The 23,886-nt window shown below is 71.8% G+C and carries 24 protein-coding genes and 2 pseudogenes; 11 read left to right on the forward strand and 15 right to left on the reverse strand.

The features are described from left to right. From OO52_RS53445 to OO52_RS41465, 4 genes and pseudogenes are all read right to left on the reverse strand, one after another. Nucleotides 1-168, reverse strand: a pseudogene (locus OO52_RS53445) (LLM class flavin-dependent oxidoreductase); the annotation flags it as partial. Between the two features lie 206 nt (nt 169-374). Next, nucleotides 375-770 (reverse strand): DUF3566 domain-containing protein, encoded by a 396-nt coding sequence (locus OO52_RS53450; RefSeq protein ID WP_231406201.1) that lies wholly within the window; start codon nt 768-770, stop codon nt 375-377. 692 nt (nt 771-1,462) lie between these two features. Next, nucleotides 1,463-2,044, reverse strand: coding sequence for a GNAT family N-acetyltransferase (locus OO52_RS41460; RefSeq protein ID WP_030657311.1), 582 nt, complete (start codon nt 2,042-2,044; stop codon nt 1,463-1,465). A gap of 286 nt (nt 2,045-2,330) precedes the next feature. Then, a complete protein-coding gene (locus OO52_RS41465; protein ID WP_030657313.1) occupies nt 2,331-2,924 on the reverse strand; it encodes a DinB family protein in 594 nt (197 codons plus the stop codon). A gap of 103 nt (nt 2,925-3,027) precedes the next feature. On the opposite strand from OO52_RS41465, the gene OO52_RS41470 reads away from it, so the two are divergent. After that, nucleotides 3,028-3,873 (forward strand): inositol monophosphatase family protein, encoded by an 846-nt coding sequence (locus OO52_RS41470; protein ID WP_051819025.1) that lies wholly within the window; start codon nt 3,028-3,030, stop codon nt 3,871-3,873. 512 nt (nt 3,874-4,385) lie between these two features. Here the strand turns inward: OO52_RS41470 and OO52_RS41480 are convergent. The 4 genes from OO52_RS41480 to OO52_RS41495 form a co-directional block, all read right to left on the reverse strand. After that, a complete protein-coding gene (locus OO52_RS41480) occupies nt 4,386-5,297 on the reverse strand; it encodes an EamA family transporter (RefSeq protein ID WP_030657319.1) in 912 nt (303 codons plus the stop codon). A gap of 64 nt (nt 5,298-5,361) precedes the next feature. Next, nucleotides 5,362-5,742, reverse strand: a complete 381-nt coding sequence (locus tag OO52_RS41485) for a dihydrofolate reductase family protein (protein ID WP_234339944.1) — start codon at nt 5,740-5,742, stop codon at nt 5,362-5,364. A 400-nt stretch (nt 5,743-6,142) separates the two neighbouring features. Further along, nucleotides 6,143-6,700 (reverse strand): pyridoxamine 5'-phosphate oxidase family protein, encoded by a 558-nt coding sequence (locus OO52_RS41490; RefSeq protein WP_030657323.1) that lies wholly within the window; start codon nt 6,698-6,700, stop codon nt 6,143-6,145. A 143-nt stretch (nt 6,701-6,843) separates the two neighbouring features. Continuing rightward, entirely contained in the window at nt 6,844-7,506 is a 663-nt protein-coding gene (locus OO52_RS41495; protein WP_420711458.1) for a TetR/AcrR family transcriptional regulator, read from the reverse strand. On the opposite strand from OO52_RS41495, the gene OO52_RS41500 reads away from it, so the two are divergent. Next, on the forward strand, nt 7,456-8,157 hold the full coding sequence (locus OO52_RS41500) for an MFS transporter (RefSeq protein ID WP_234339945.1): 702 nt from the start codon (nt 7,456-7,458) through the stop codon (nt 8,155-8,157). The genes OO52_RS41495 and OO52_RS41500 overlap by 51 nt on opposite strands. Nucleotides 8,158-8,192: 35 nt before the next feature. Here OO52_RS41500 and OO52_RS41505 read toward each other — a convergent pair whose 3' ends face one another. Then, the gene (locus tag OO52_RS41505; protein WP_030657327.1) at nt 8,193-9,338 is read right to left on the reverse strand and encodes a serine hydrolase domain-containing protein; all 1,146 of its coding nucleotides are present in this window, start codon (nt 9,336-9,338) and stop codon (nt 8,193-8,195) included. A gap of 1,347 nt (nt 9,339-10,685) precedes the next feature. Between OO52_RS41505 and OO52_RS52300 the strand changes: the two genes are divergently transcribed. The 4 genes from OO52_RS52300 to OO52_RS41525 are packed head-to-tail and all read left to right on the forward strand — an operon-like array spanning nt 10,686 to nt 13,961. Beyond that, nucleotides 10,686-11,222, forward strand: a complete 537-nt coding sequence (locus OO52_RS52300; protein WP_030657330.1) for an EF-hand domain-containing protein — start codon at nt 10,686-10,688, stop codon at nt 11,220-11,222. Further along, nucleotides 11,219-12,352 (forward strand): isocitrate/isopropylmalate family dehydrogenase, encoded by a 1,134-nt coding sequence (locus OO52_RS52305; protein ID WP_051819033.1) that lies wholly within the window; start codon nt 11,219-11,221, stop codon nt 12,350-12,352. Before OO52_RS52300 ends, OO52_RS52305 begins: the two co-directional genes overlap by 4 nt. After that, complete coding sequence (locus OO52_RS41520) at nt 12,349-13,053, forward strand: cysteine hydrolase family protein (RefSeq protein ID WP_030657334.1); 705 nt, start codon at nt 12,349-12,351, stop codon at nt 13,051-13,053. Before OO52_RS52305 ends, OO52_RS41520 begins: the two co-directional genes overlap by 4 nt. Further along, entirely contained in the window at nt 13,032-13,961 is a 930-nt protein-coding gene (locus OO52_RS41525; RefSeq protein WP_234337994.1) for a class I SAM-dependent methyltransferase, read from the forward strand. The genes OO52_RS41520 and OO52_RS41525 overlap by 22 nt, the downstream gene beginning before the upstream one ends. A 25-nt stretch (nt 13,962-13,986) precedes the next feature. Here the strand turns inward: OO52_RS41525 and OO52_RS54395 are convergent. Next, nucleotides 13,987-14,031 (reverse strand): annotated as a pseudogene (locus OO52_RS54395) (hypothetical protein); the annotation flags it as partial. 104 nt (nt 14,032-14,135) lie between these two features. Between OO52_RS54395 and map the strand changes: the two are divergent. After that, complete coding sequence (gene map / locus OO52_RS41530; protein ID WP_030657339.1) at nt 14,136-14,903, forward strand: type I methionyl aminopeptidase; 768 nt, start codon at nt 14,136-14,138, stop codon at nt 14,901-14,903. 52 nt (nt 14,904-14,955) lie between these two features. On the opposite strand, the gene OO52_RS41535 is transcribed toward map, so the two are convergent. Continuing rightward, nucleotides 14,956-15,624 (reverse strand): hypothetical protein, encoded by a 669-nt coding sequence (locus tag OO52_RS41535; protein WP_030657340.1) that lies wholly within the window; start codon nt 15,622-15,624, stop codon nt 14,956-14,958. 145 nt (nt 15,625-15,769) lie between these two features. Next, nucleotides 15,770-16,363: a TetR/AcrR family transcriptional regulator gene (locus OO52_RS41540; protein WP_030657342.1), complete on the reverse strand. Its 594-nt coding sequence runs from the start codon at nt 16,361-16,363 to the stop codon at nt 15,770-15,772. Nucleotides 16,364-16,499: 136 nt separating this feature from the next. Here OO52_RS41540 and OO52_RS41545 point away from each other — a divergent pair, with 136 nt between their 5' ends. Together OO52_RS41545 and OO52_RS41550 are read left to right on the forward strand one after the other, a co-directional pair. Next, nucleotides 16,500-17,516, forward strand: coding sequence for an NADP-dependent oxidoreductase (locus OO52_RS41545; RefSeq protein WP_030657344.1), 1,017 nt, complete (start codon nt 16,500-16,502; stop codon nt 17,514-17,516). 322 nt (nt 17,517-17,838) lie between these two features. Continuing rightward, nucleotides 17,839-18,393 (forward strand): hypothetical protein, encoded by a 555-nt coding sequence (locus tag OO52_RS41550; RefSeq protein ID WP_030657347.1) that lies wholly within the window; start codon nt 17,839-17,841, stop codon nt 18,391-18,393. 80 nt (nt 18,394-18,473) lie between these two features. Here the strand turns inward: OO52_RS41550 and OO52_RS41555 are convergent, their stop codons facing one another. Further along, nucleotides 18,474-19,769, reverse strand: coding sequence for an MFS transporter (locus OO52_RS41555; protein WP_234339946.1), 1,296 nt, complete (start codon nt 19,767-19,769; stop codon nt 18,474-18,476). A 244-nt stretch (nt 19,770-20,013) separates the two neighbouring features. Beyond that, nucleotides 20,014-20,679 carry a DUF4097 family beta strand repeat-containing protein gene (locus OO52_RS41560; RefSeq protein ID WP_030657351.1) on the reverse strand — a complete coding sequence of 222 codons (666 nt, stop codon included), beginning with the start codon at nt 20,677-20,679 and terminating at the stop codon, nt 20,014-20,016. A 234-nt stretch (nt 20,680-20,913) separates the two neighbouring features. Here OO52_RS41560 and OO52_RS41565 point away from each other — a divergent pair, with 234 nt between their 5' ends. Next, nucleotides 20,914-21,669: a helix-turn-helix domain-containing protein gene (locus OO52_RS41565; protein ID WP_030657353.1), complete on the forward strand. Its 756-nt coding sequence runs from the start codon at nt 20,914-20,916 to the stop codon at nt 21,667-21,669. Between the two features lie 208 nt (nt 21,670-21,877). On the opposite strand, the gene OO52_RS41570 is transcribed toward OO52_RS41565, so the two are convergent. After that, nucleotides 21,878-22,309 carry a MarR family winged helix-turn-helix transcriptional regulator gene (locus OO52_RS41570; RefSeq protein ID WP_030657355.1) on the reverse strand — a complete coding sequence of 144 codons (432 nt, stop codon included), beginning with the start codon at nt 22,307-22,309 and terminating at the stop codon, nt 21,878-21,880. Between the two features lie 154 nt (nt 22,310-22,463). On the opposite strand from OO52_RS41570, the gene OO52_RS41575 reads away from it, so the two are divergent. Continuing rightward, nucleotides 22,464-23,870, forward strand: a complete 1,407-nt coding sequence (locus tag OO52_RS41575; protein WP_234329419.1) for a DHA2 family efflux MFS transporter permease subunit — start codon at nt 22,464-22,466, stop codon at nt 23,868-23,870. Nucleotides 23,871-23,886 lie beyond the last annotated feature (16 nt).

The following is a 23,886-nucleotide window of genomic DNA, read 5'->3' on the forward strand; positions in this document are numbered from 1 at the left end:
CTCACCCATCGCGAAGACGTCCAGGCCGACCTCCTCGGCCTTCAGCGCGATGGCGACCATGGCCTTGATCCGCTCGCGCTCGGTCGGGGTCCGCCCCGTAGTGGGGTCCGGCGTGACATCGCCGACCGAAAAGATCCCGAACTGGGTGGGTATTGCGGAGTGTTCCACTGATGTCACGGGGACGTCCTCGGACTCGACGGGCCTGATGACTCGACGCTATGGCGCCGATTCGCCCCGAATGACCTGTCCGTGCACAGAGGTGTGCTCCGTAGCGCACGGTGTGCGCGGCGGGCTGCTCGCCGGCGTCGTCAGGCGCCGCCGGCGCGCGTGAGGACCGTAGGAAGCACCGCGGCCGCTCCGCGGCCCGGCTCAGGTCACCGCGACCCCGAACGCGGCCGGAAGGTGCGCCCGCGCAGGGAGCGGCGCACACGGGCCCGGGTCCTGGCCAGGGCCGGCAGGACCTGGGCGGCCGTCGGGGGCGGCTCCAGATCGTCGGTCACGGACACCTCGACGCCCCCGCTGTACAGCGACGACAGGTTGTAGAGGAAGGTGCCCAGGGTCGCCAGGCCCGTGCCCAGGACCACCTCCACGGTGACGACGCCGATCCCGATGGCGACGACGGTGCCCAGCTCCGGCAGGACGTCCGGCGCCATGGCCTCCATCATGATCCACAGGGCGACCGTGGTGGCGAGCGCCAGGATGCCGACCCCCGCGAGGAGCAGGAAGCTGGTCACCATCACCGACCAGGGATCGCCCTCGGATATGCGCATCCGGATCGTCCGAGGCCTGGGGGCGGCGCCCGCGCCGGACACGGTCGGACGGCCCTCGGCAGGGCGTCCCGTGACCGGGCCGGCCGGGCGGACGGACCGTGGCGCCGGTCCGGGCGGAGCGGGGGAGTGTGGTTCCGGTCCGGCCGGGGCGGGGGGCGCCGATGCGGACCCGACGTGATCGGCAACGCCGGACTCGTCCCCCGGAACCGACCGTTCCGCGGGGTGGGGAGGTGCGGCGGACCCGTTCTCCGGGGAGCTGCGGGCTCCGCCGCCCTGCTGCGCTGCCGCCTGCTCTTCGGCGATGGTACGGGGCCTGCGCTTGGCTCGACTCATGCCTGTCTCCCTGACTGGCCCGGCAGCCTCGCAGTGCCCTCGCACATCGAACGGGCCTCCGTCGACCGCCCGGCGGCCTCTGGGGCCTGCTGGTCCGTGCATCCGACCGTATGGGCGACAGGGCGCCCCCGCACCCAGACGACGTCCCGGAGACCGCGGCCGCGAACGGGCCGCGACGGCACGGCAACCGCCTCACGGCGGGCCGGACCGTACCCGCGGAGAGTTATCGGACCACCTCCGGGCGACACCGCCGAATGGGTGTACGAGCGTGTCGGCCGTACGACGGACACGCGCCCCGAAGGAATGAATCCCGAGGGCCACGGCGACGGCCGCCTCGATGCCCCAGCCGTCGTCCCGCCTCAGCCCGCGCGCCGTGCACCCTCGGACGCGCGCGCCCGCCACTGGTCCCCGGTCATCCGCCAGATGACATGGATCCCCACCTCACCGGGAGCGGTGGGCCCGTCGGGCGCCCGTACGCGTCCGGCCTCGGTGAAACCCAAGCGGGCGGCCACGGCCCCGCTGGCCGGGTTGGCGGCATCGTGATGGATCTCCACGCGGTCGATGCCCGCGAGCTGGAAGCCCTGGTGGACGAGAGCCCCGGCAGCCATCGTGGCGAGACCTCGTCCCGTCCAGCGGGGGTGGAGCCAGTAGCCGATGTCGAGTCCGCCCGCACCGATGCGTCGGTGCAGACCGCAACTGCCGGTCACCACACCACCTGTGGTGATCGCGTAGCCGAAGGCCTGCCCGGTCTCCCACTCCTCGTGGCTGCGGGCCAGGAAGCCGGCGGTCTGCTGCCGGCCGGGGTCGGCTGCCCAGGGCATCCAGGGCACGAGGTGGTCCAGGGACTCGGAGATCGCCTGGTCCAGGGCATCGAGATCGCTCGCCCGCCACCGGCGCAGTACGACCCGGTCGGACGTGAGGGTTTCGGCAGGCTCTTCCATGCCCGGATGTTCTCGCAGCCCAGCTCAGGGCCACAACACAATATGCCCGGCCGCGGTACTCGCTCGGGCAGCCCGCGGGAGCGCCGGGGGAGGGAAACCCCCACCGACGCCGCCACGGAACGGGAACCCGTCGGACGGGAACGGGCACTCGTCAGGCGACCGTGAGCAGATGGCGGGCCGGTCCTTCCCAGCGCCGGCTCTCCCGGCTTCCCTGTCCGCCGTTGCGGGTCATCTCGCTGTGGATGAACACGGAGCGGGGCGCGCAGGTGTGCGTGGGCGGCGTGGGTCAGGCGCCTCGGTCGGCTTCCCGAGCCGCGCGCTCCAGCCGGCTCCGATAGGTCTCCCACCATTCCGAGTCACCGGGCGCCATGCTGTCGCTGCCCTCGTTCATCCCCACCGCACCGTCCAGGAGTTCGCGGACGATGTCGGCGTGCCCGGCGTGCCGGTGCGTATCGGCGATCACGCGCACCACGGCGTGGTGCAACGTCACTTCGTCCCGGCCGTCGGGCCACCACGGCACCCTGCCGACCGTGTCCAGCGCCAGCGCGTCGATCGTCGCGTCGGCGTGCCGCCAGGCCCGGCGGTACAACTCCACGACGAACTCCCGTGACTCGTCGGCGGTGGCCCACATGTCCGCGTTGGTCTCGGCACCTTCGTCGAGCCAGGGCAGCGGCTCGCCGGACGGCCGTCCGAACGTGTCGCCGAGGTAGCCCAACTCCACGCCGGCCACGTGCTTCACCAGACCGAGCAGGTTGGTACCGGTCGGCGTCAGCGGGCGGCGGATGTCGTACTCCGAGAGCCCTTCGAGCTTCCACAGCAGGGCGTCACGGGCGGATTGCAGGTAAAAATTAAGGTCGGACTTGAAATCCGGTGTGATCATGCGGCAAGTCTGCCGCTCGCGCGATCTTCGCACACACCTTTTCCACCGCTCCCCGTGGGAAGCTTCGCCGGGGCGGTGGCTCCGCCTCGGTAGTCTGCACGGCGTGACCAACCCATACGCGGGCTTCGACGATGCCGCAGTCGCGATAGCCGGGGCGCGGGCCGGCGCGGACGTGGTCCGCACCATGTACGGCCGGCGGCTCAACCGCATCGACAAGGGTGCCGGGGACTTCGCCACCGCCGCCGATGTGGAAGCCGAGAAGACGATCCTCGGCGTCATCCGTGCCGCACGCCCTGATGACGCGGTGCTCGGCGAGGAGGGCGGGCGGCAGGGCGCCGCCGACGCTGTGCGCCAGTGGTTGGTGGACCCCCTGTGCGGCACGCTGAACTACGCCGTCGGCAACATGCTGGTGGCCGTCAACGTGGCGCTGCGCGACGGGGCGGCGGCGGTGGCCGACCCGTTCAGCGGCGAGGTGTTCTTCACCGACGGGAAGAGCGCCTGGGTGCGGCACGACGGGGCCGAAGACGCGCCGCTGACGCCCACTCCCGCTACCCGGCTGGTGGACGTCAACCTGGATCCGCCGTTCCCGAGTGCGCCCCGCTTCCGGGCCGTGGACCTGCTGGCCCACCCTGAGTTCGTCCAACACTTCCGGCCACGCGTCGTATCCACGACGCTGGCGCTGGCCTGGGTCGCTGCCGGCAAGCGCGCCGCGTACGTCACCGATGGCGGCGACCTCTCCGGGAGCGTTCATTTCGCGGCCGGCATCGCTCTGTGCCGGGCTGCCGGCTGCGTCGTCACCGGGATCGACGGCGCCCCGACAGGTGAGGCCGGTCGTGGGCTTGTGGTCGCCGCCGACGACGAGACCCACGGGCTGCTGATGTCGATGATCCGCAGCCGAGGCCAGTCCCGTGACCGCATGGGGTCGAGGTCGGATAGAACATCGGAATGAAGCAAGTAGGCGCCCTTTCCGCCGCAGTGGTCCTCATCGGCTGGTTGGTGTGGAACCTGTGGAACCTCTTCCGCATCGTGACGGGCCTTCGAGACCGGTCATGGCGGCGCCCCCTGTGGTGGACACGTGTTTGCTCCGTAGCGCTCTTCGTGGGCCTTACGACATGGATCTGGGGGGTGTTCAGAGGAGGGCTCGACATCCGCGAAACATGTCAGTTCGTCCGTCACGAGTACTACGACAGGGCGTACAGGGATGCACACGCAGCAGAATTCCAGTCGTTCTTTCCACTGCACAACAAGTGCAATGCTCACTTCGACCTGGTTCCCGCATGGGTCAATGGGTCCATCACGGTGTGTGTCGCCATCGCCCTGGCCGCGGTTGCTGTCCTCTTGAAGTTCGGCATCGCACACCTCACCGGATGCTCCAGGACGAAACGTCAGTCATGAGTCACGTCTGGCGTTGCGGCTGCCGCAACACTGGTGAACTTTCAGCGGAGCCACCGTCCTTGCGAGTCATGCGTCCGGGCGCGTGCCGCGGGTGGCGCCCGCCGACGCGGCCACCACGCACAGCACCGCCACCCACTGCGACCAGAGCAGCGACTCGTGCAGCACGACGAGGCCGATGAGGGCCGCCATCGCCGGTTCGAGGCTCATCAGGATGCCGAACACGCGCGGTGGGATCCTGCGCAGTGCTTCCAGATCCAGCGAGTACGGGATCACCGACGACAGCAGGGCCACGCCGAGCCCCGCGAGCAGGACCCACGGCTGAATCAGCGCCGTACCGCTGTCGGCCACGCCGAACGGAACGGCCACCAGCGCCGCGACGGCCATCCCCAGAGCCAGACCGTTGCCCTCCGTGGTGTGGCGGCCCAGCGCCGCGCCGACCAGGATGTACAGGCCCCAGCACGTGCCCGCGCCGAGGGCGAACAGGAACCCGACGAGGTCGAGGTCGCCGCGTCCCTCCATCAGCAGGACCACGCCGCCTGCGGCGAGCAGGGCCCAGAACGCGTCCAGCCATCGCCGCGACCCGGCCAGGGCCACCACCAGCGGCCCGAGGAACTCGGTGGTCACCGCGACGCCCAGCGGAATCCGGGCCAGAGCCAGGTAGAAGCACAGGTTCATCAGGCCGAGGACCACGCCGTAGCCGACCACGACGGTCCACGCGCGACGAGGCATACGCGGCGACGGCCGCCACCACACCACGAGCACCGCCGCCGCGAAGAACAGCCGTAACGCGACGGTCCCGAAGCTGCCCACCGCGCCGAACAGGTGCTTGGCCAGTGCCGAGCCCACCTGGACGCTGACGATGCCGAGCAGCACCAGCGCCGTCGGCGGGATCGCGCCGAAGCCACGTCCGGCCGGCTCGGTCAGGGAGAACCGGGGGGAGGGGCCGCGCTCAGCCGTGTCGACGTTTTCGGTGGCCACGCGGGGATTATTGACGGCCGGGCGCGACGCGTCACCCGATTTTCCCGGCCGGACCGAGGACCTTCTAGGCGGATGCCTTGGTGTAGGTGAGGATGAGGCACCCGTTGTCGAACACGCGACTGCCGGCGAGCTTGAAGGCGCGCGGCGAGAACGCGGCGCGGAAGAGGGGACTTCCGGATCCGGCCACGACCGGGTACTGCTTGACGATCAACTCGTCTATCTCGGCAAGGGGTTGACCCGCCAGGTCGGCACCGCCGCGGAGCCAGATTCCCAGCCCCTCCTCCTGCTTGAGCCGGCGGACCAGCGCGATCGGGTCCTCGGTGGTGACCTCGACGGCCGGATCGGGGCTGACGCCCAGCGAGCGGGAGAAGACGATCTGCCGCAGATGGGCGTAAGGACCGGTGAGTCCCGCGGCCAGGGCCGGCTCGTAGCTGCCGCGGCCCATGAGGATCGTGTCGGCACCATCGACGGCTTCATCGCGGCCCCGGACGGCGACTACGACTTCTTCTCCCCGTACCTCACGGAGGACTACCTCCCGTAGCTCACGGCGGACTTCCCGGAGACGTTGCCCACTCCGGCGCGCGCGGCCGGGTGTCCCGCACGAATTCCCTTGACCGCGGCCCGGGTTGCGGCCACGGCCGAAGATTCTGCGGCACCCCGGTGGACGAGGGGCTGGAACGGGGGCGCTTTCGCAGCCCGGACTCAGCCGTATCCACGCCACGCGGTGGGTCACGGAGCCCCCGGCGCCTGGCAGGCACGGCTGCGCCGGCACACCCCGCCCACCCTCATCACCCAGGGGAGCGAGGACACCTTCTTCGTGACCCGCTCAGATCTTCGTGACCCGCTCAGAACGTCCACCGAGTGTGCGAGTACACCCCGCCGTTCCGGCCGAAGCCGTACGCCGTGGCCGGGGTCAGCGCGAACACCACCGCGTCCCCCCTGCGGAACGCGTCGCCGATGCCGTGGAAGGGGCCCTCGGGTGAGGTGATGTGCGGCCCGTACTTCGCCTCGTACGCCGTGATCACCTTCTCCAGGGCCGCCCGGTCGGTGACGGGCTCCGCCGTCCCCTCGACGACCAGGTCGAGCCCTTCGGTGAGGGAGTTCCCCCCGGTGGTCAGCGCGCAGTGCGCGTCGTGGGCGAGGTTCCTCGCCTTCTGCTCCCCGGGGCCGGTGGCGAAGTACAGCACTCCGTCGTGCCAGGTGGCGATGACGGGGGTGACGTGCAGCCGGCCGTCGGGCCGCACCGTGGAGACCCAGAAGATCTCGGCGCTCTCGAGCTGCCGCTGGGCCTCGGCCCACTCGGTGGCGGTGACGTCCGAGGCGCCGGGGCGGGGGTTGGTCGCGGAGCTGTAGCGGGCGTCGAGCTCGGTCGTGGGGTGAGTCGCGGGGCCTTCTGCGGCCATGGTGGATCTCCCTTCTCTCCCTGGGACACCTGACACAGACCTGATGGGGGCCGGACGTGAAGCCCCTGCCGAAATCATCGTCCCCGGCCGCCCGCCTCACATCCCGTACCGGGCACGCGACCCGAGATCCCAGACCGGCCCGGTCACGGATCTCGCCGTGCCCCCAGGAGCCCGTCGATCATCAGGCCGATGGTGAAGTCGAAGCGGTCCTGCACCGTTCCGGCGGTCAGCTCGGCGGCGTAGCGCTTGGTCTGGGGGAAGGTGTCGGGCAGTGCGGCGAACCGGCGCAGCAGTTCGTCGCGGCCGACCACCCAGGTGTCGTCACTGCGGCTGAGCCGCCTGTTCGCCAGGGAGACCTCCAGGCTGTAGGCGTTGACGTAGAGCTGGAGCGAATCGATCGCCCAGGCGGCGACCTGCGGGTCGACGCCCCCGGCGAGCACGATGGCGAGCATTCCCTCGCTGACGCGCAGCGTGTCCAGATTGGACGGGGCGGCGGCGAAGGCCGCCTGGGAGATGCCCGGGTACCGCAGATACTGGTCGCGCAGCTGGGTGCAGACGCCGATGAGCTGCTGCCGCCAGAGGGCGGGGTCCGGCTCGGGCAGGTCGATCTGCGCGCACAGACGGCCGATGAGCAGCTCGTCCAGGTCCTCTTTGTTGACCACGTGGGCGTAGAGCGACGACGGTCCCGTCTCCAGCGCTGTGGCCACGCGCCGCATGGTCAGGGCCTCGTAGCCCTCTCTCTCCACGATGTCATGATGGCCGCGGCGGTCGTCCTGCTCGCCCTGTTCGTCGTCTCCCAACGGCACAGCGAGCACCCGGTCATCACGCCGTCGCTGTTCCGCAGGCGCAGCTTCGTCGTCGGCCTGGTGATCGTGGCCGGGTTCTACGCGTCGCTGAGCGCGTTCGTCCTCGTCGTCAACCTCCTGCTGCAACAGGGCATGCGCTGGACGCCGTTGCACACGGGCCTCACGCTGATCCCCTGGGCCCTCGGCACCGCCGTCGCCGTCCTGCTCTCGGGCGCCGTACTCGCGGAGAGACTGGGACGCACCGGCCTGCGCGTGGGGCTGGCCGTCGCCGTCCTCGGCCTGCTCGGCCTGTGGTGGTCCCTCGCCCACTGGGGCGCCGGCATCACCGTCTGGAAGCTCGCGCCCGCGCTGCTGCTCACCGGCTTCGGTTCCGGGCTGGTGTTCGTCCCGCTGGTCGACTTCATCATCGGCGATGCCACCGCCGAGGAGGTCGGCACCGGCGCGGGACTGCTCAACGCCGTCCAGCAGTTCGCCGGCGCCCTCGGCGTGGCCGCCCTCGGCACGGTGTTCCTCGCCCGGGTCGGACACCCGTCCGTCGCCTCCCACCTCGCCGCCGCGGAACTGGTCCTCGGCATCGCCGCGGGTCTGAACGTCGTGACGCTCCTGCTGGTGGGCCTGTTGCCCAGGCACGCCCAGCAGGCGCACGGTTAGGGACGGCCGCGCCCTTCGCCCCCGGGGCACCGGTTTCAGCCGCGGGCCACGCTCCTCCAGAAGTCCCGCATCAGCGGCGTCGGTGCCGGGTTCTCCATCGCCACCTGCGTCAGGAGGATCGCCACCGTGCCCGTGGCCGGGACGATATGCGCCGTCGTACCCGTGCCGCCCACCCAGCCGTAGCGTCCGGGGACGTTCCAGGGGTCGGCCGGGGTGACGTCGACCTGGCCGCCGTAGCCCCACCCCTGGCCCTCCAGGAAGAGGGTGGCGCCGGCGCGCTGCTCCGCCGTGAGGTGGTTGGTGGTCATGCGGCTGACCGAGGTACGGGTGAGGAGCCGCCGGCCGTTGCCCTCGCCTCCGTTCAGCAGCATGCGGGCGAAGGCCAGCCAGTCGTCGGCCGTGGAGACCAGGCCCCCGCCGCCCGAGTGGAAGCGCGGGAGGCGGCTCCACAGCCCGTCGGGGGTGTCCGCCGGTTCCAGGTTTCCGTCCGGGGAGGGGGCGTAGGACGAGGTGAAGCGGTGCCGCTCGGCCTGAGGGACCTCGAAGGCCGTGTCCTTCATGCACAGGGGTTCGAAGATCCGTTCCGCGAGGAAGTCGGGGAGCGTACGGCCCGAGGCGCGGGCGACCAGGATGCCCTGGAGGTCGGAGGAGGTGCCGTACAGCCAGGCGTCTCCCGGGTGGTGCAGCATCGGCACCCGCGCGAGGAGGTCCAGCCAGGTGTCGGGGTCCGGCCAGTCCTGGAGGGCGCGGCCGTCCTTCTGCACGGTGAACAGGGCGCGCACCGCCGGGAGGGTGAAGTCGTCGGGGAAGCCCCAGCCGGTGCGGGAGCTGAGCAGGTCCTCGACGGTGATCGGACGGGCCGCCGGTACGACGTCGTCGACCGGGGCGTCGGGGGCGCGCACCACGTTCGGCTTCGCCAACTCCGGCAGCCACCGCTCGACCGGAGCGTCCAGCGCGAGCCGCCCCTCCTCCACGAGCATCAGCACCGCCGCCGCTGTGACGGGCTTGGTGATGGACGCGATGCGGAAGAGCGAGTCCCGCGCCATCGGCGCCGTGCCGCCGGCGTCCACGGAGCCGACGGTCACCACCTCCACGTCGTCCCCCCGGGCGACCAGGCCGACGGCACCCGGCACCTTCCCCTCGTCGACATACCGGTGCAGGGTGTCGCGGAGCGTGTTCATCGGTGGCCTTCCCCTCGGATGGTCGTCCTGTGTACGACTCCCCACGCGGCGGAAAGTCATCGGCTCCGCTGCTCCGCCGGGGTGGCCCGCCGGGCCGGAGGGCAACCGGGCGGCCACGGCCGCCTGTTCGGCGTCAAGGGCGGCGGGACACGGGCTGGGCGGCCGGCAGCGCGGGAAGCAGACCGTCGGTCCGTCGACGGGGGCAGCACGGCGTCGAACGGGCCGTAGCGGTGGGCGGCGCGCCACCAGTAGCCGTGGAACATGCTGTCGCCCAGGGTGGATCCCAACCGCGGGATCCAGCTCCTCGGCGACACCGCGGCGGCGGCACGCGCACACGCCCTCATGCACACCCTCATCGGCGTGGACCGCCGGCCGTGGGGTCGTAGCCCTGCACGAGGGCCCCAGGGGCCGCCGTAGCCTGGGCACCGGCAGACCCCGGGACGAGCAGGGCCGTGGGCAGCCGCGCTCGGACGGTGGAGGGTCGGAGGTGTCCGGACGGCCGCGATGCGCGGCGCGGTCACCTGATCCACCTGGGGAGTTGCCCATGGAATACCGTCTTCTGGGCCGTTCCGGCCTTTCGGTGTCGGCCCTCGCGCTGGGCACGATGACGTTCGGCGACAGCACCCTCGCAGGACGAGGCGTTCGCGCAACTGGACGCGTTCGCCGAGGCCGGCGGCACGCTGGTCGACACCGACTTCTCCGTGATCCGGGCGGCGATCGACCTCATCCGGTACCTGCCGCTGGTCCGGCCGGCCGGGCGGGTGGGAGGAGTCCTCGAGCGCCGGACCGTGCGGCGCCGCACGGAGCAGATCTCCGGAATCCTCGAGCCGGGCGACGGCATCGACGGCGTCACCGTTCACGACGGTCGCGTCCGGCCAGTCGAGCGGGCCTTGCGGCGTGGACGACACCACGGTTGGCGACGGGTCCCTCATCCGCGTGAGCCATGCGTCACGCACGTCGGACCCCTCGGTGCTCAACATCTGCGCGTGTGCCCGATACGTGTCGGCCCCGAACACCGTCCGCTGCTCCTCGCCGTACAAGGCGAGGCGGCGGTCGAGCGACTCGGGGCCGTGCGCCCCCCCTTGACCGAGCCGCGCAGCCGCCGGCGCCCGTCAGGCGCTCGCGCGGAAGTACCGCACCCCCAACCCCCGCCCCTCCCCGAACGGCGCCGCTTTCCAGGACCGTACCGCTTCATGCGCGCGCCACCCGATTGCCTTCTTTCGTGTGCACACACTGGGATTTCCCGGCCGGCCCCCAGGCGGCGAGCCGATAGTGGAGGGGCCGCCAGGGTCCGCCCGGGATCCGGCGGCGGCCCATCGGACAGCGCTACAGCAGAGGTGACACACCATGCCCACCACCGAGGCGAACGACCGCGTCCAGCTCGTCTTCTCCCTGTTCGACGCCGACGGCAACGGCGTGCTGGAGTCCGAGGACTTCGAGCTGATGGGCAAGCGGGTCGTCGCGGCGGTGCCCGAGGCCGGCGACACCGCGAGGAGGGCGATGCTCGGCGCCTTCCGCCGCTACTGGGAGACGCTCGTCCGGGAGTTGGACGCCAACGGCGACGGGCGGATCAGCGCCGAGGAGTTCACCGCCGTGGTGCTCAACCCGGAGCGGTTCGACGCGACCGTCGACGAGTTCGCGGACGCCCTGGCCACCATGGGCGACCCGGACGGCGACGGCTTCGTCGAGCGCCCCCATTTCACCGCCCTGATGACGGCCATCGGCTTCCAACGCCCCAACATCGACGCCCTGTTCGACGCCTTCGAACCGGTCGACGGCGACCGCGTCCCCGTGATCACCTGGGCGGACGGCATCCGGGACTACTACCGCCCGGAGAAGGCCGGCATCCCCGGCGACCACCTCACCGCGGGCCCGGTCCAGTGACCGACCCCCAAGTCGGCGTAACCCCAGGGGAGTTACGTACCGCGAGGCCTGTCATCGGCCTCGCGGCGGGCCGGGGGACCGGACCCGAGGTCGCGGACGTCTTCGAGCGCGTGCTCGGCGCGCTGACCGCCGCCCACCCGCACGGCGTGACGATCGAGCGCTCCCCCCGCCTCTACCACTCCTACGTCTCGCTCCGCGCCGAACGGGACGTCGCCGCAATCCGGGCGCTGACCGCGGAGGACGCGGACCACTACGAGCGGTTCTGCCGCACCCGGGCCGAGCAGGGCACCGAGGCGGTGTTCCGCACCGCCATCAACGCCCAGTCGCTCTACCTCGTCCGGCAGCGGCTGCGCGCCGTGAAGGTCGACCTGCTCACCGACGCCGGGCGCGCCCTGCTCCTCGTCCGGGACCAGGCCCAGGGCTTCTACACCGGGGACAACCGGCACACGCCCGGCGAGGTCACCCGCACCATGACCTTCAGCCGGGAGATCACCGAGGCCGTCGTCACCTACGCGTTGCGGCGAGCCCGGCGGGAATGGCCGGACGGGCACCTCGACCGGGTCGTCATGGCGTACAAGTTCCACCTGCTGGACGGCGCGCTCGACGCCTGGGTGGCCGACCTCGCGGACCGGCTCGGCATACGCATCGACCTGTTCCAGCCGGACACGGTCAACCGCAACCTGCTCACCCACGGCCTGCCCGACCGCACGCTGATCGTCGCCGGGAACGAGTGGGCCGACATCATGCACGTCATGCTGCTCGACCGGTTCGGCTCCGACCGGCAGGAGAACCGCTGCACCGAGAACGTCTGCCTCGACCCCGGCCTGTCCGGCCTGGTCGAGTACCAGACGGTGCACGGGTCCGCCGACGACATCGCCGGGCGTGACCTGGTCAACCCGGTGGCGACGATCCGCGCGGCGGCGCTCGTAGCGGAACGCCACGCCGGATGCCCCGGAGCGGTACGGGCCACCGAGCAGGCCCTGCGCATGCTGGACGAGCGGGGTGTACGCACCCCGGACCTCGGCGGGCGGCACTCCACCACCGCCGTGGTCGACGCCCTGCTCGACCGCCTCGACGTGCCCGGAGCCGACGGGACGCCGAAGGACGCCGCCCTGGTCGGCGGGTCATGACCGCCGGGGAACCGGACGGGACGACGGCCCTGGTCGTCGTGGACCTGCAGAACGACTTCTGCGCCGGCCCGACGGCCCGGGCCCGCTTCGGCACGGCCCGGGCACGCTTCGGCGAGGACAAGTCCCACTTCGGCGAGGACAGGGACCCGGCGGTGCTGGAGTCGGCCGTCGCCGGCTGTGTCCGGGCGGTGGCCCGGGCCCGCGAGCACGGCGTGGAGGTGATCTTCGTACGGTTCGTCGGCGACCCCGAGCACCAGGGGGCCGCCTGGCGGCTGCGGGACCGCACCCTCGGCAAGCGGCCCAAGTGCCTGGAAGGCTCCTGGGGGGCGGAGTTCCACGCCGTCGCCCCGGCTCCGGGCGAGCGGGTCTTCACCAAACGCGCCTGCTTCGACGCCTTCCTGGGCGACGGTTTCGCGGAGCATCTCGCCGCGCGGGGCGTGCGCCACCTGGTCCTCGCCGGGCTGTACGCGGACGTGTGCGTGGACTCCACCGCCCGTACGGCGTTCCAGAAGGGTTTCCACGTGACCGTCCTGACGGACTGCACCGCCGCGCTGCACCTGCCGTACGACGCCGTCCTGCGGTTCATGCGCGTCGTCTACGGCGCCCGGACCACGACCGCGCACGACCCACGGGCGTGGACCGCGCCCGGGCCCCGGCCCGAGGAGACCGAGGAGGAGCCGTGCGTCCTGCCGCCGGGCTGAACAGCGGTGTGACGGAGGGCGTGGGCCGTACCGCCCTCCTGGTGGCCGCGGCCCGTGCCATCGAGACCCATCGCCCGGATGCTCTGGCCCGGGACCGGTTCGCGGAGCACTTCGTGCGCGCGGCACCGGTCTCGGCGGGCTGGCCGGTCCGCCCGGAGCAGGTGCCCGCCGGTGACGCCGACCCGCTGTGGGGCCGCCTCGGCCGCTACTTCGGCCTGCGCACCCGCGTCCTGGACGACCACCTGCTCCGCTCGGCGCACCGGGGCGCCCGCCAGGTGGTGCTGCTGGGCGCGGGCCTGGACTGCCGGGCGTTCCGGCTGGGCTGGCCGCCGGGCTGCCAGGTCCACGAGGTGGACACCACCGGGGTGCTGGCGTTCAAACAAGCGGTCCTCGACCAGGCCGGAGCCACTCCCGCGGCCGACCGCCGCACCCTCGCGGCCGACCTCCGGCTCGACTGGAGCGAGGCACTGCTGGACGCGGGCTTCGATCCCACCGCTCCCACCGCGTGGCTGGCCGAGGGGCTGCTGCTCTACCTCCCGGCGGCGGCCGAGCGTCGCCTCATCGCCACGATCGACCGGCTGAGCGCGCCGGGCAGCACCCTGGCCTACGAGATCAAGCACGTCACCGAGTCACCAGGGGTACGGGCCGGGCCGGTCTACACCGCGGCGAGACAGCGTCTCGGCATCGACCTGCTCGCCCTGTTCGACGGTGAGCCACGCCCCGACTCGGCGGGCCGACTCGCCGGACGCGGCTGGACGGTGACGGTCCGCACCCCGTACGACTTCACCGCCCTGCACGGCCGCGGCCCCCGCCCCGAGCCCGACGACGCCCTGGCGGCGAACCGCTGGATCTTCGCCGAGGCCCCCGCCCGGCGCGGTGACCTGTCTGGCGTCGGAAGAAGCTGGTGAAGTCGCCGGCATCGCGGAATCCGAGGCGGTGAGCACAACTGCCGACGGGTAGGCCGGTGTGGCCGAGCACCCGTTTCGCTTCGAGCAGCCGCTCCTCGGGGCAACCGGCACCGCGACCGTGATACTAATACCGGTATAAGTATTGGGTCGACGTGCTCCCGGGGAGACAAGGACATGGTGGAGATCAAGACCGATGCCGCATTGGACGCGATGCGGGAAGCCGGACGTGTGGTGGCCCACGCCCTGGCCGCAGTGCGAGAGGCAGCCGGCGTGGGCGTGTCCCTGCGGGAACTGGACGAAGTGGCCCGGTCGGTTCTGGCCGAGGCCGGGGCCGGCTCCCCGTTCCTCGGATACCGGCCGTCCTTCGCCCCGGTCGCGTTCCCGGCCGTGATCTGCGCGTCCGTCAACGACGCCGTCTCGCACGGCATCCCCACCGGCTACCGGCTGCGCGACGGCGACCTGGTGAGCATCGACTGCGGTGCCGAGCTCGACGGCTGGACGGGCGACGCGGCCATCACCTTCACCGTGGGAACACCTCGCCCCGGGGACCTCGATCTGATCGACGCCACCCAGCAAGCCCTCGACGCCGGCATCGCCGCCGCCCAGGTGGGCGGTCGCATCGGCGACATCTCCCACGCCATCGACACCGTCGCCCGCAAGGCGGGCTGCGGCATGCCCGCCGACTTCGGCGGCCACGGCATCGGCCGCAGCATGCACGAAGACCCTCACGTCCCCAACCGCGGCCGGCCCGGACGTGGCTTCCCCCTCCGGCACGGCCTGGTACTCGCCATCGAACCCATGCTCATGGCCGGCGGGCGGAACACCTACCGCACCGATGCCGACGGCTGGACCCTGCGCACCACCGACGGCAGCAGGGCCGCCCACATCGAGCACACCGTCGCCATCACCGACGAGGGCCCCCGCATCCTGACCTTGCCCTGACGTCCTCCGCCCGCCCGGCCAGGCTGATGATCTTCCGCTGCATGCCTACGGTCTACGGCTCACCGCTCACGTCGGAGCGGGGTGTGCCGTACCAGCGCCACGTGGTGAGGCGCGGCCGGCCGGGAAGTTCCGCGCGCCCGGTGGCCCAGAGGAGGGTCGGCCACCGGGCGGTATCGGCCGGGGCGTCGGGGAAGAGCCGGGCCAGCACGCGGTCGCACAGGTCGGCGGGCGGCGTCCACTCCAGTCCCAGCCCCTCGGCGACGTCGTGGGTGTGCACCAGGATCTCGACGATGCCCATCGCGGCGAAGCCTTCGGGATCGGCGGCGCCGAAGACGTGGTGTGCCCGGACCGTGGGCGGTGTGGTGCGGACGATCGCGGTCAGCAAGGCGCCACTGGCGTCCAGCACTTGCAGCAGACCGGCCGTACCGGCCTCGCGGTCCGCGAAGACGGTGTTCGCCGGGCCGCCGGGCCTCCTCCGGCTCCACGCGAAGGGGACATGGGTGTCCAGTGGCGGGTTCGCCGGGCCGAGCTGGACGGCGTAGGCGAACAGGTCGTCGGCGAGGTGCTCGACGGTCTCCCAGCAGTCCCACTCCAGCGAACCGGCCTTGACACTCCAGTCCCGCGCCTCGGCCCCACGCAGAGCGGCGAGCGCCGAGCGGACGGCATGTTCGACGTCGGCCGCGGTGATGGGGCCGCTCGCTGATCCCTCTCCTCCGGTCATGGCGGGACCGTATCAATGATCATGCGCACGGCGGACGGGTAACGGTCAAAAGCTCGGCCGCGGACGGGTGATGGCCAAGGGCCCGGACGTAAGGCCGCTCCTCGTCGAGTGCGTGGCCGAGTCCGCCGCTCCGCTGGTGACGGTTTCAGACGCGGGCGCCAGGTTGGCGATCCCCCTCGGCGTCGCCGCTCCCCGCGCTCGTCAGGATCGCGCTCGTGATCACCTCGAAGAGGTGATCGGAGCGTGGCGCGAGCGAGGGCTGGTCACCGAGCCACGCGAGGGCCGCCACCAGCGCGAACAGATCGGTGCCGTCGATGTCGGCCCGCGCGGTGCCCGCGGCCTGGGCGCGGGCGAGGAGGCGCGCACCGGCTGCGCGCAGGGTGACGCACGAAGCGTGGAGTGCGGACTCGGTGTCCTCGATGGCGGCTGCCATCAGTACGGTCACGCCCCGGTACTCCGTGGTCCACGCGACGCAGTCGCGGAGCCACGACACGAGGGCGTCCTCGGGCGTGCTCGACGTTTCGAGCTCGCCCGCCCGTGCCGTCAGCTCGTCGAAGCTCTTGCGGAGCAGGGCGTCGAGCAGCGCCTCGCGCGTCGGGAAGTGGCGGAGCAGGGTGGCGAGTCCCACGTCGGCTCTGCGTGCGATGTCGCGCAGCGACGCGTCGACGCCGTGCTCGGTGAGGACGGCGCCCGCGACGGCGAGCAGGTGGTCACGGTTCTTTCTGGCGTCGGCCCGCATCTGCCCCTCTTTACTATCCGGATCAGTGGTCCACTTGACGATCCGGATCAGTGGTCCATATATTCGGATCAGTGGTCCACTTATGTGGATCGCTGATCCGGATAAGCGTATCCCGCGGCGCGGGCAGGAGAGAACGATGCCGACACACACGATGAGGGCGGTCCGGCTCCACGAGCACGGCGGCCCTGAAGTCCTGCGGTACGACACGGTGCCGATCCCCGAGCCGGGGCCCGGTGAGGTGCTGGTCCGCGTCCACGCGGCCGGCGTCAATCCTCCGGACTGGTACCTGCGCGACGGGCTGACCAAGATGCCCGGGAAGACGGAATCGACCGTCAGCCTGCCGGTGATTCCGGGGACGGACGTCTCGGGCGTCGTCGAGGCCGTCGGCGCGGACGTGGACGGCCTCGCCGTAGGTGACGAAGTCTTCGGCCTTCTGCGGTTTCCCAGCTTCGACGGCAGCGCGTACGCCGAGTACGTGGCCGCACCGGCGTCGGACCTCGCACGCAAACCGGCCGGCATCGACCACGTGCACGCCGCCGGCGCGCCCATGGCCCTGCTGACGGCGTGGCAGTTCCTCATCGAGCTCGGACACGATCACCCCTCTCCCTTCCAGGCGGCGCCGCATCGCCCGGTGGCACTCGGCGCAGGCACGACGGCGCTCGTCAACGGCGCAGCGGGCGGCGTGGGGCACTTCGCGCTACAGCTTGCGAAATGGAAGGGCGCACATGTCATCGCGGTGGCATCGGGCGCGCACGAATCGTTCCTGCGCGAGCTCGGCGCCGACGAGTTCATCGACTACACCCGGAGCCGTCCCGAGGAACTCGTGCACGACGTCGACCTCGTCCTCGACACCGTCGGCGGCCCCCACAGCAGCCGCTTCCTGCGTACGCTCAAGCGCGGCGGCGCCCTGTTCCCCGTGTTCCCCGGGGACTTCGACGAGGAGGAGACCGCGAAGCTGGGCGTCACGGTGTCGAGCGCGCAGGTCCGCTCGAACGGTGCTCAGCTCGCCGTAGCGGGACGCCTGCTCGACGCGGGCACGGTCCGTGTCGCGATCGACAGCACGTTCCCGCTCGCGGACGCCCGGGCGGCGCACGAACGCGCCGCCCGAGGGCACATCCAGGGCAAGATCGTGCTCACGGTCGTCACTCACTGAGACCGGCGCTGGAGCCACGGCACCCCAGGTGGCCGGCAGGCCGCGGATGGCGCGGGAGCCGGCCCGAGCCAAAGGATTCCGTCCCCGTCCCTCTCTGAGGGCGGGGCCGGGGGCGTGGGGGAAACCCGACGGTCTGCCTCCGGCCTGGCCCATGGGTGGATTTTGAGTCCGCTCGACAGCGCTCCGCGCGACCGCTGACCACACTGGGACGCATGGTTCGACTGCGTACCGCGCTGGGCACGGCGACGGACCGGTCGACCACCAGCCCGCTGTCCCTCCCGCGGGGCAGCCACCCGCCCATGGTGCCGATAGGAGGAAAGCGATGAGTGACTCCAAGAAGGTCCTGTCCGACCTGGTCCTGTCCACCTCGACGGAGCACGCGCCGGTCGACGCGCCCTGGGACGCGATCGACATCGCCGACTGGCTGCTGAACCTTCCGGACAAGGAGTACCAGCGCTGTGCTCCGCCCGATCACAAGGCGGCCGGTTACACCACGACCGACGACGGCAGGCCGATGTCGATCAACGTGGAGATGATCGGCACCGGGCTGGTGATCCAGCACTACGTCGCCGAGGTCGCCGAGAAGCACCACTGCCACATGGTGTCCCTCTCGGACGTGCTCACTCCGCACGGCTGGACGACGGTCCAGGTGATCTGGGACCTGTCGGTCGAGGAAAACGGCGACGGCACCCTCACCTACACCAACCAGGTCACCAGCCACCCCACCCAGGAGTTCATGGACTTCATCGAGAAGACCGGAACCAGCTTCGAGGAGGCCGCCGCCGCACGGCAGGCCGCCTCCGGTGACCACTGCCGGCGCGAGACACCGCTGTACGCGGCGAGCATCGCACGCCACGCACGGGCCAGGGCCGAGTAGATCTCCGGTCCGGAAGTGCCAGGACACGGGCCGGGGCGAAGGGACGGCAACCAGGCACCCTGGTCCGGTCCGGCATTCCGTCAGGAGGGCATGGCGTTCCCCGGGTCCTTCCCGGGCAGCGGCACGTCGGCCTCCGGAGGGGTGGTGGAGGTGGGTGTCCCGGCCACGAGGGGCGGGGGCGGGTCCGGCGTCGGCGTGCGCAGCGACCGCACGCCGGGGGACAGGAGCGCGGCCAGCGTGGCGGTGACGATCAGGCCCGCGCACACCAGCAGCATCCGGTCGGTGCCGAAAGCGTCGGCAGCGGGCCCTGCCAGGGCGAGGCCGAGCGGGGCGAGCGCGAGAGAGCCGAACCAGTCGTAGGAACTGACCCGGGACAAGGTCTCCTCGGGTACTTCACGCTGCATGGTGGTGGCCCACAGCACGCCGAAGAAGTCCAGGCTGACGCCGGCGGCGAAGGCACCGGCGGCGACACCCCACAGAGGCGCGCCGGCCCCGAGCAGGGCCAGGGGCGCGGCGGTGGGCAGGGTGAACAGGACCGCGGCGAGGATCGGCCGGCCGACGCGCGTCCGGGCCGCGGCCCCGGCGCCCGCCACGGATCCCAGGGCCTGGGCCGCGACCACCAGCGACCAGGCACGGGCCCCGCCGAAGTGCGCACGCGTCGCCAGCGGGCCCAGCACTCCGGCGCCCGCGTTCATGGCGGCGACCACGATCGAGTACTGGACGACGACCACCCACAGCCACTGGTGGGAAGTGAACTCCCGCCAGCCCTGGCGCAGATCGGTCCAGCCGGAGTGGGACTTCCGCGGGCGGCGGACCAGTCGCAGCGAGGAGGTGAGTGCGGCGCTGACGATGAAGGACAGGCCGTTGAGGGCCAGCGCCCAGCCGGCGCCGACCCAGGCCACGGTCACGCCTGACAGGGCCAGTCCCAGCAGGAGCGACGTGTTGGTACCCACCCGCAGGAGGCCGTTGGCCCGCTGGAGAACGTCCGCGGGCACCAACTGCGGGATCACCCCGTCCATCGCCGGCGAGAAGAGGGCGGTCGCGACACCTGCCGTGACGGCCAGCGCGCACAGCCCGGCGAGCGGAGCGTGCCCGCTGAGCACCATCGCGGCGAGTCCGCCGTAGGACAGGGCACCCAGTACGTCCGAGACGGCCATCAGCCCGGAGCGGGAGACCCGGTCGGCGATCACACCACCCACCAGGACCAGCGCGAGCTGCGGAACGGCCTGGCAGGCGACGACGAGTGAGAGTTCCGCCGGGGTGGCACCGGGCAGCGAGAGGACCGCGAAGGCCAGGGCGACCCGGGCGAACCCGTTACCGAGAACGGACACGATCCGGGCGAGCACAAGGCGGACGAAGCCTGCGTTGCGCAGCAAGGAGGAAGGACGCTCGGCGAGGGACACGGACGGGCACCCTACGCCGCTGCCATGTTCACGGCACAGTGATCCGGCCACTGCCGCAGGGCGAGGCAGCCACCGTCTCGCCACCGGGGGCGCCTCGCGAGACGTCGTGCGGGCGCAGGCCGCCCGGGATGGTCGGGACGGTCGGCAGGGTCCTCGGCGACGGCCGAGCGAAGCTCGGGCGCGCTGGACCCGGCCGGACGGTCCTGGTTCCGCACCCTCAGAGGCTGCGGGCGGAGATGTCACCCTGGGAGGTGGTGGCGCGGATGGCGAGTGCGGCGGTGCCGTCGTTCCGGAGGGCGTTGTCGACGCGGCCGCGGCCGGTCTCGGCGTCCAGGGTCGCCGAGACGCCGTCGGCGGCGGCGACCGAGATGTCGCCGGACTGGGTGCGGAGCACGACCGTTCCGTGAGCGGCCTCGCTGATCCGGATGTCGCCCCTGGCAGTGCTGATGTCCGCCGAACCGTTCAGCCGGCCGACCTCCACGTCGCCGTCGACCGCGGTGAGGCGGACGCTCGCGGCCTCGTCGACCTTGATCCGGCGGTACGCGCCGTCGAAGGCGACGTCCCCGAGGCGCCCGACTCCCCGGAGCTCGGCGCCGCCGGCCTTGCCCTCGACGCCCGAGCCGGCGGGCAGTTGGACGGTGACCTCCAGGGACCCGGAGGGACCGAAGAGCTGGTTGCCGGCGGCCGGGGCCGTGATCCGCAGGACACCGTCGGCGTAGGTGACGGTGGTCTGCTCGGCGGCCTTGGTGTCGCGGCCCTTGGAGGGGTCGGCGGGCAGGACCTCGACGGTCGTGTCGGCGCGGTCCGAGGCGATGAACTGGACGCGCCCGGCGGGGATGTCGATGACGGCGGAGATCGGGGCGGGGGTGTCGAACTTCTGCATCGTGCTCTCCCGTGTTCGTTCTTGTTTCCGACATTGGAAACGCTACGTTGCATTCCATGCTCCGACAATGCATGCGTTGCACTGGGAAGACATTTATGCAGCTCAGTGAGGTCAAAGTGTTGCAACGGCTCCATAGGTAACGCAACGACAAGTCCTGACGTTATTGCAATGAGTGAGAGGTGAACGCTATGGTGGGGTCCTACGACCGCCGTGAAGGATCCCGAGGAGGCCACGTTGCCGGGAGGCAGGCTCACCCAGCAGGAACGCCAGCAGATCGCGCTGGGGCTGGCCGACGGCCTCGCCTACGCCGAGATCGCCCGGCGCCTCGGCCGTCCGACCTCGACGATCACCCGTGAGGTGATGCGCAACGGCGGCCCCACCGGCTACCGTGCCGAGCTGGCCCACCGCGCCACCGAACGCCGCGCACGCCGGCGCAGGCCCGCCTCCGTCAAGGGCCCGCGGTCGGTTGCCCAGCCGCACGGACGCGACGCCGAGGCCGTGGCCGAGTACGAGGAGACGCTCACCACCGTCCTCATGGCCTCCGGACTGCCCAAGATGACGGCCCGGGTGCTGACCTGCCTGTTCACCACCGACGCGGGCAGCCTCACCGCGTCCGAACTGGCCCAGCGCCTCCAGGTCAGCCCGGCGTCCATCTCCAAGGCGATCACGTTCCTGGAAGCCCAGAGCCTCGTCCGCCGGGAACGCGACGAACGCCGCCGCGACCGCTACGTCGTGGACGACGAACTCTTCTACCAGGCGACGATCGCCAGCGCCCGCGCCAACGACCAGCTCGTCGAAACCGCACGCCGGGGCGTCGCCGTCCTCGGGCCCCACACCCCCGCCGCCACCCGGCTGGAGAACATCGCCCGCTTCCTCGACTTCATCAGCGAAAGCATCACCCGCGCCGCCGAGCAGGCCCGCGAAGTACTCCACACCAAACCGGGAACCTCCCCTAACGACACCGCCCGGCCCGGTCCGAACCGCGGATAGCCTGCCTGCCGGGTTGTACCGCGGCGCCGACGCGACCGGGGTACGACGGCGGTACGGCGACGCGGCCGGCCCCGTCCACGCCGCGCACCCGCGAGGCGTTCCGGCGCGGTACCGCAGTCGGCGTGGCCCGCGACGCGGACGGCGGCACCGCGAGGAGGGCACAGCCGGTGTGATCCGCGGCGTGGGGTGCGCGCAGAGGGCGGCGCCGTCAGACCGTGTGGTCGCGGATGCGTGCCAGCAGCGCCCGCAGTTGTTCGCGGTCGTCCGTGTTCAGCGCGGCGGTCGCCTCTGCGAGGGCGAGGCGGTCGATCTCCTCCGCCTCCCGGTGGCAGCGCAGCCCCTCGTCGGTGAGCCGCACCAGCAAGGCCCGCCGGTCCTGCGGGTGGCGTACCCGCTCCACGAGGCCGTCGCGCTCGAGGCTGTCCACGATCGTGGTGGCGGTACGGGCCGCGATGCCCGCCATCTCGCTCAGGTCCCGCATCCGCAGCGGCTTCTGGGCCTGGGCCAGCATGCGCATGGCACGCAGCCGGGCCACGGAGGCCCCCTTCTCCCTCAACCGGGCCTCCACGAACTGCCGTAGCCGGTGCGTCGTCTCGTACAGCTCGTCGATCAGGATGTCGCTGCTGCCCTGCACTGCCATGGTGCCCAGTCTCCCCTGTCCCGCGGCATGGAATCCATATGCTGAGCAAGAGCATAGTGAGTATGCTCAGCATATGCGCCGACGTCACTCCGTGCTGTCCGCACTGCCCGCCCGCATCAGCCAGCGTCTGGTCGTCCCCGTCGTATGCGTCAGCGTGACGTTCATCGCGATCGTCGACGGAGCGATCACGACGGTGGCACTGCCCTCCATCGCCCGTCAGTTCCGGCTCACCACCGCCGCGCTGGACGGGGTGGTCGTCGTCTATCCGGTCTGCCTGGCCATGGCCATACCGGCCTCGGCCTGGCTGGTCGAACGATTCGGCGGCAAACGCGTCCTGCTGACCGCCCTGGCCGGTTTCCTCGGCTCGTCGCTGCTGTGCGGGGCGGCGGCCGGGCTCGGCCAGCTCGTCGCCTACCGGGCCGTACAGGGGTTGTCGGCCGGCGTCCTCTTCCCGGCCTCCAGCGCGCTGCTCTTCGGCACCTTCACCTCCGCCGAGCAGGTGCGCCTCTCCCGGTACATGATCATTCCGCAGCAGATCGCCCCGGCCACGGCCCCCGTGCTGGGCGGGCTGCTGGTGGACCACCTGTCCTGGCGGTGGGTCTTCTACGTCAATCTGCCGATCGGTCTGCCGGCCGTACTCTTCGGCACGCTGTTCCTGGCCGGCGACCGCGGCACCCGGCCAGGCCGTTTCGACCTGCCCGGCCTGCTGCTGAGCGCGGGGGCGCTGGGCACCGCGATGTTCGGCATCAGCGAGGGACCCAACCGGGGCTGGACCTCCGCCACCGTCCTCGTCTCCCTCGTCCTCGGCGGGGTGCTGCTGGCCGCCGCTGTCGCCGTCGAACTGCGCACCGCTCACCCCCTGCTGCGGCTCAGGCTCTTCACCGACCGGCTGTTCCGGGACACCAACCTGATCAATCTCGTGGGCCTCATCCCCATCATGGGCGCCCTGTACCTGACCCCCCTCTTCCTCCAACAGGCCCAGGGCCGCACGGCGCTGGAGTCGGGACTGACCACCTTCCCCGAGGCGTTCGGCGTCCTGCTGACCGTGCAGATCGTCGGCGTCCTGTACGCCAGGGTCGGTCCGCGCCTGATCGTCGGCTGCGGCATGACCGGTGCCGGCGCGGTGCTGCTGCTCCTCGCCACCTGCGACGCGGACACCGGCCTGTGGACCTTCCGCGGCTACATGTTCCTGTTCGGGGCCGCGATCGGCTGCTTCTTCATCCCGACCACGGTCGCCTCCCTGGCCACCATCGCCCGGACGGACCTCGCGCAGGCCACGATGCTGAACACCGTCGTACGCCAGACCGGCGGCGCGCTCGCGCCGGCGGCGGTGACCACGGCCCTCGTCCTCGGCACCCCGCCGGACGCCGTCGCGGCACCACCCGTCACCGCGTACCAGCACGCGTTTCTCGCCCTCGCCGCGATCGCGGCGGTCACGGCGGTCTTCGCCTTCACCCTGCCCGACGGCCCTGCCCGCGCCGCCGCCCGCGGCAGCGGGACGGGAAGCGGGACCGGCCGGCCCGCCGTCCGCCGGCGCCGGCGCGACCGGGTCGGCTCCTGACCGTCCCTGGGGCAGC

Origin of the sequence: Streptomyces flaveolus, assembly GCF_000716535.1 — a bacterium.
Classification (GTDB): Bacteria; Actinomycetota; Actinomycetes; order Streptomycetales; family Streptomycetaceae; genus Streptomyces; species Streptomyces flaveolus_A.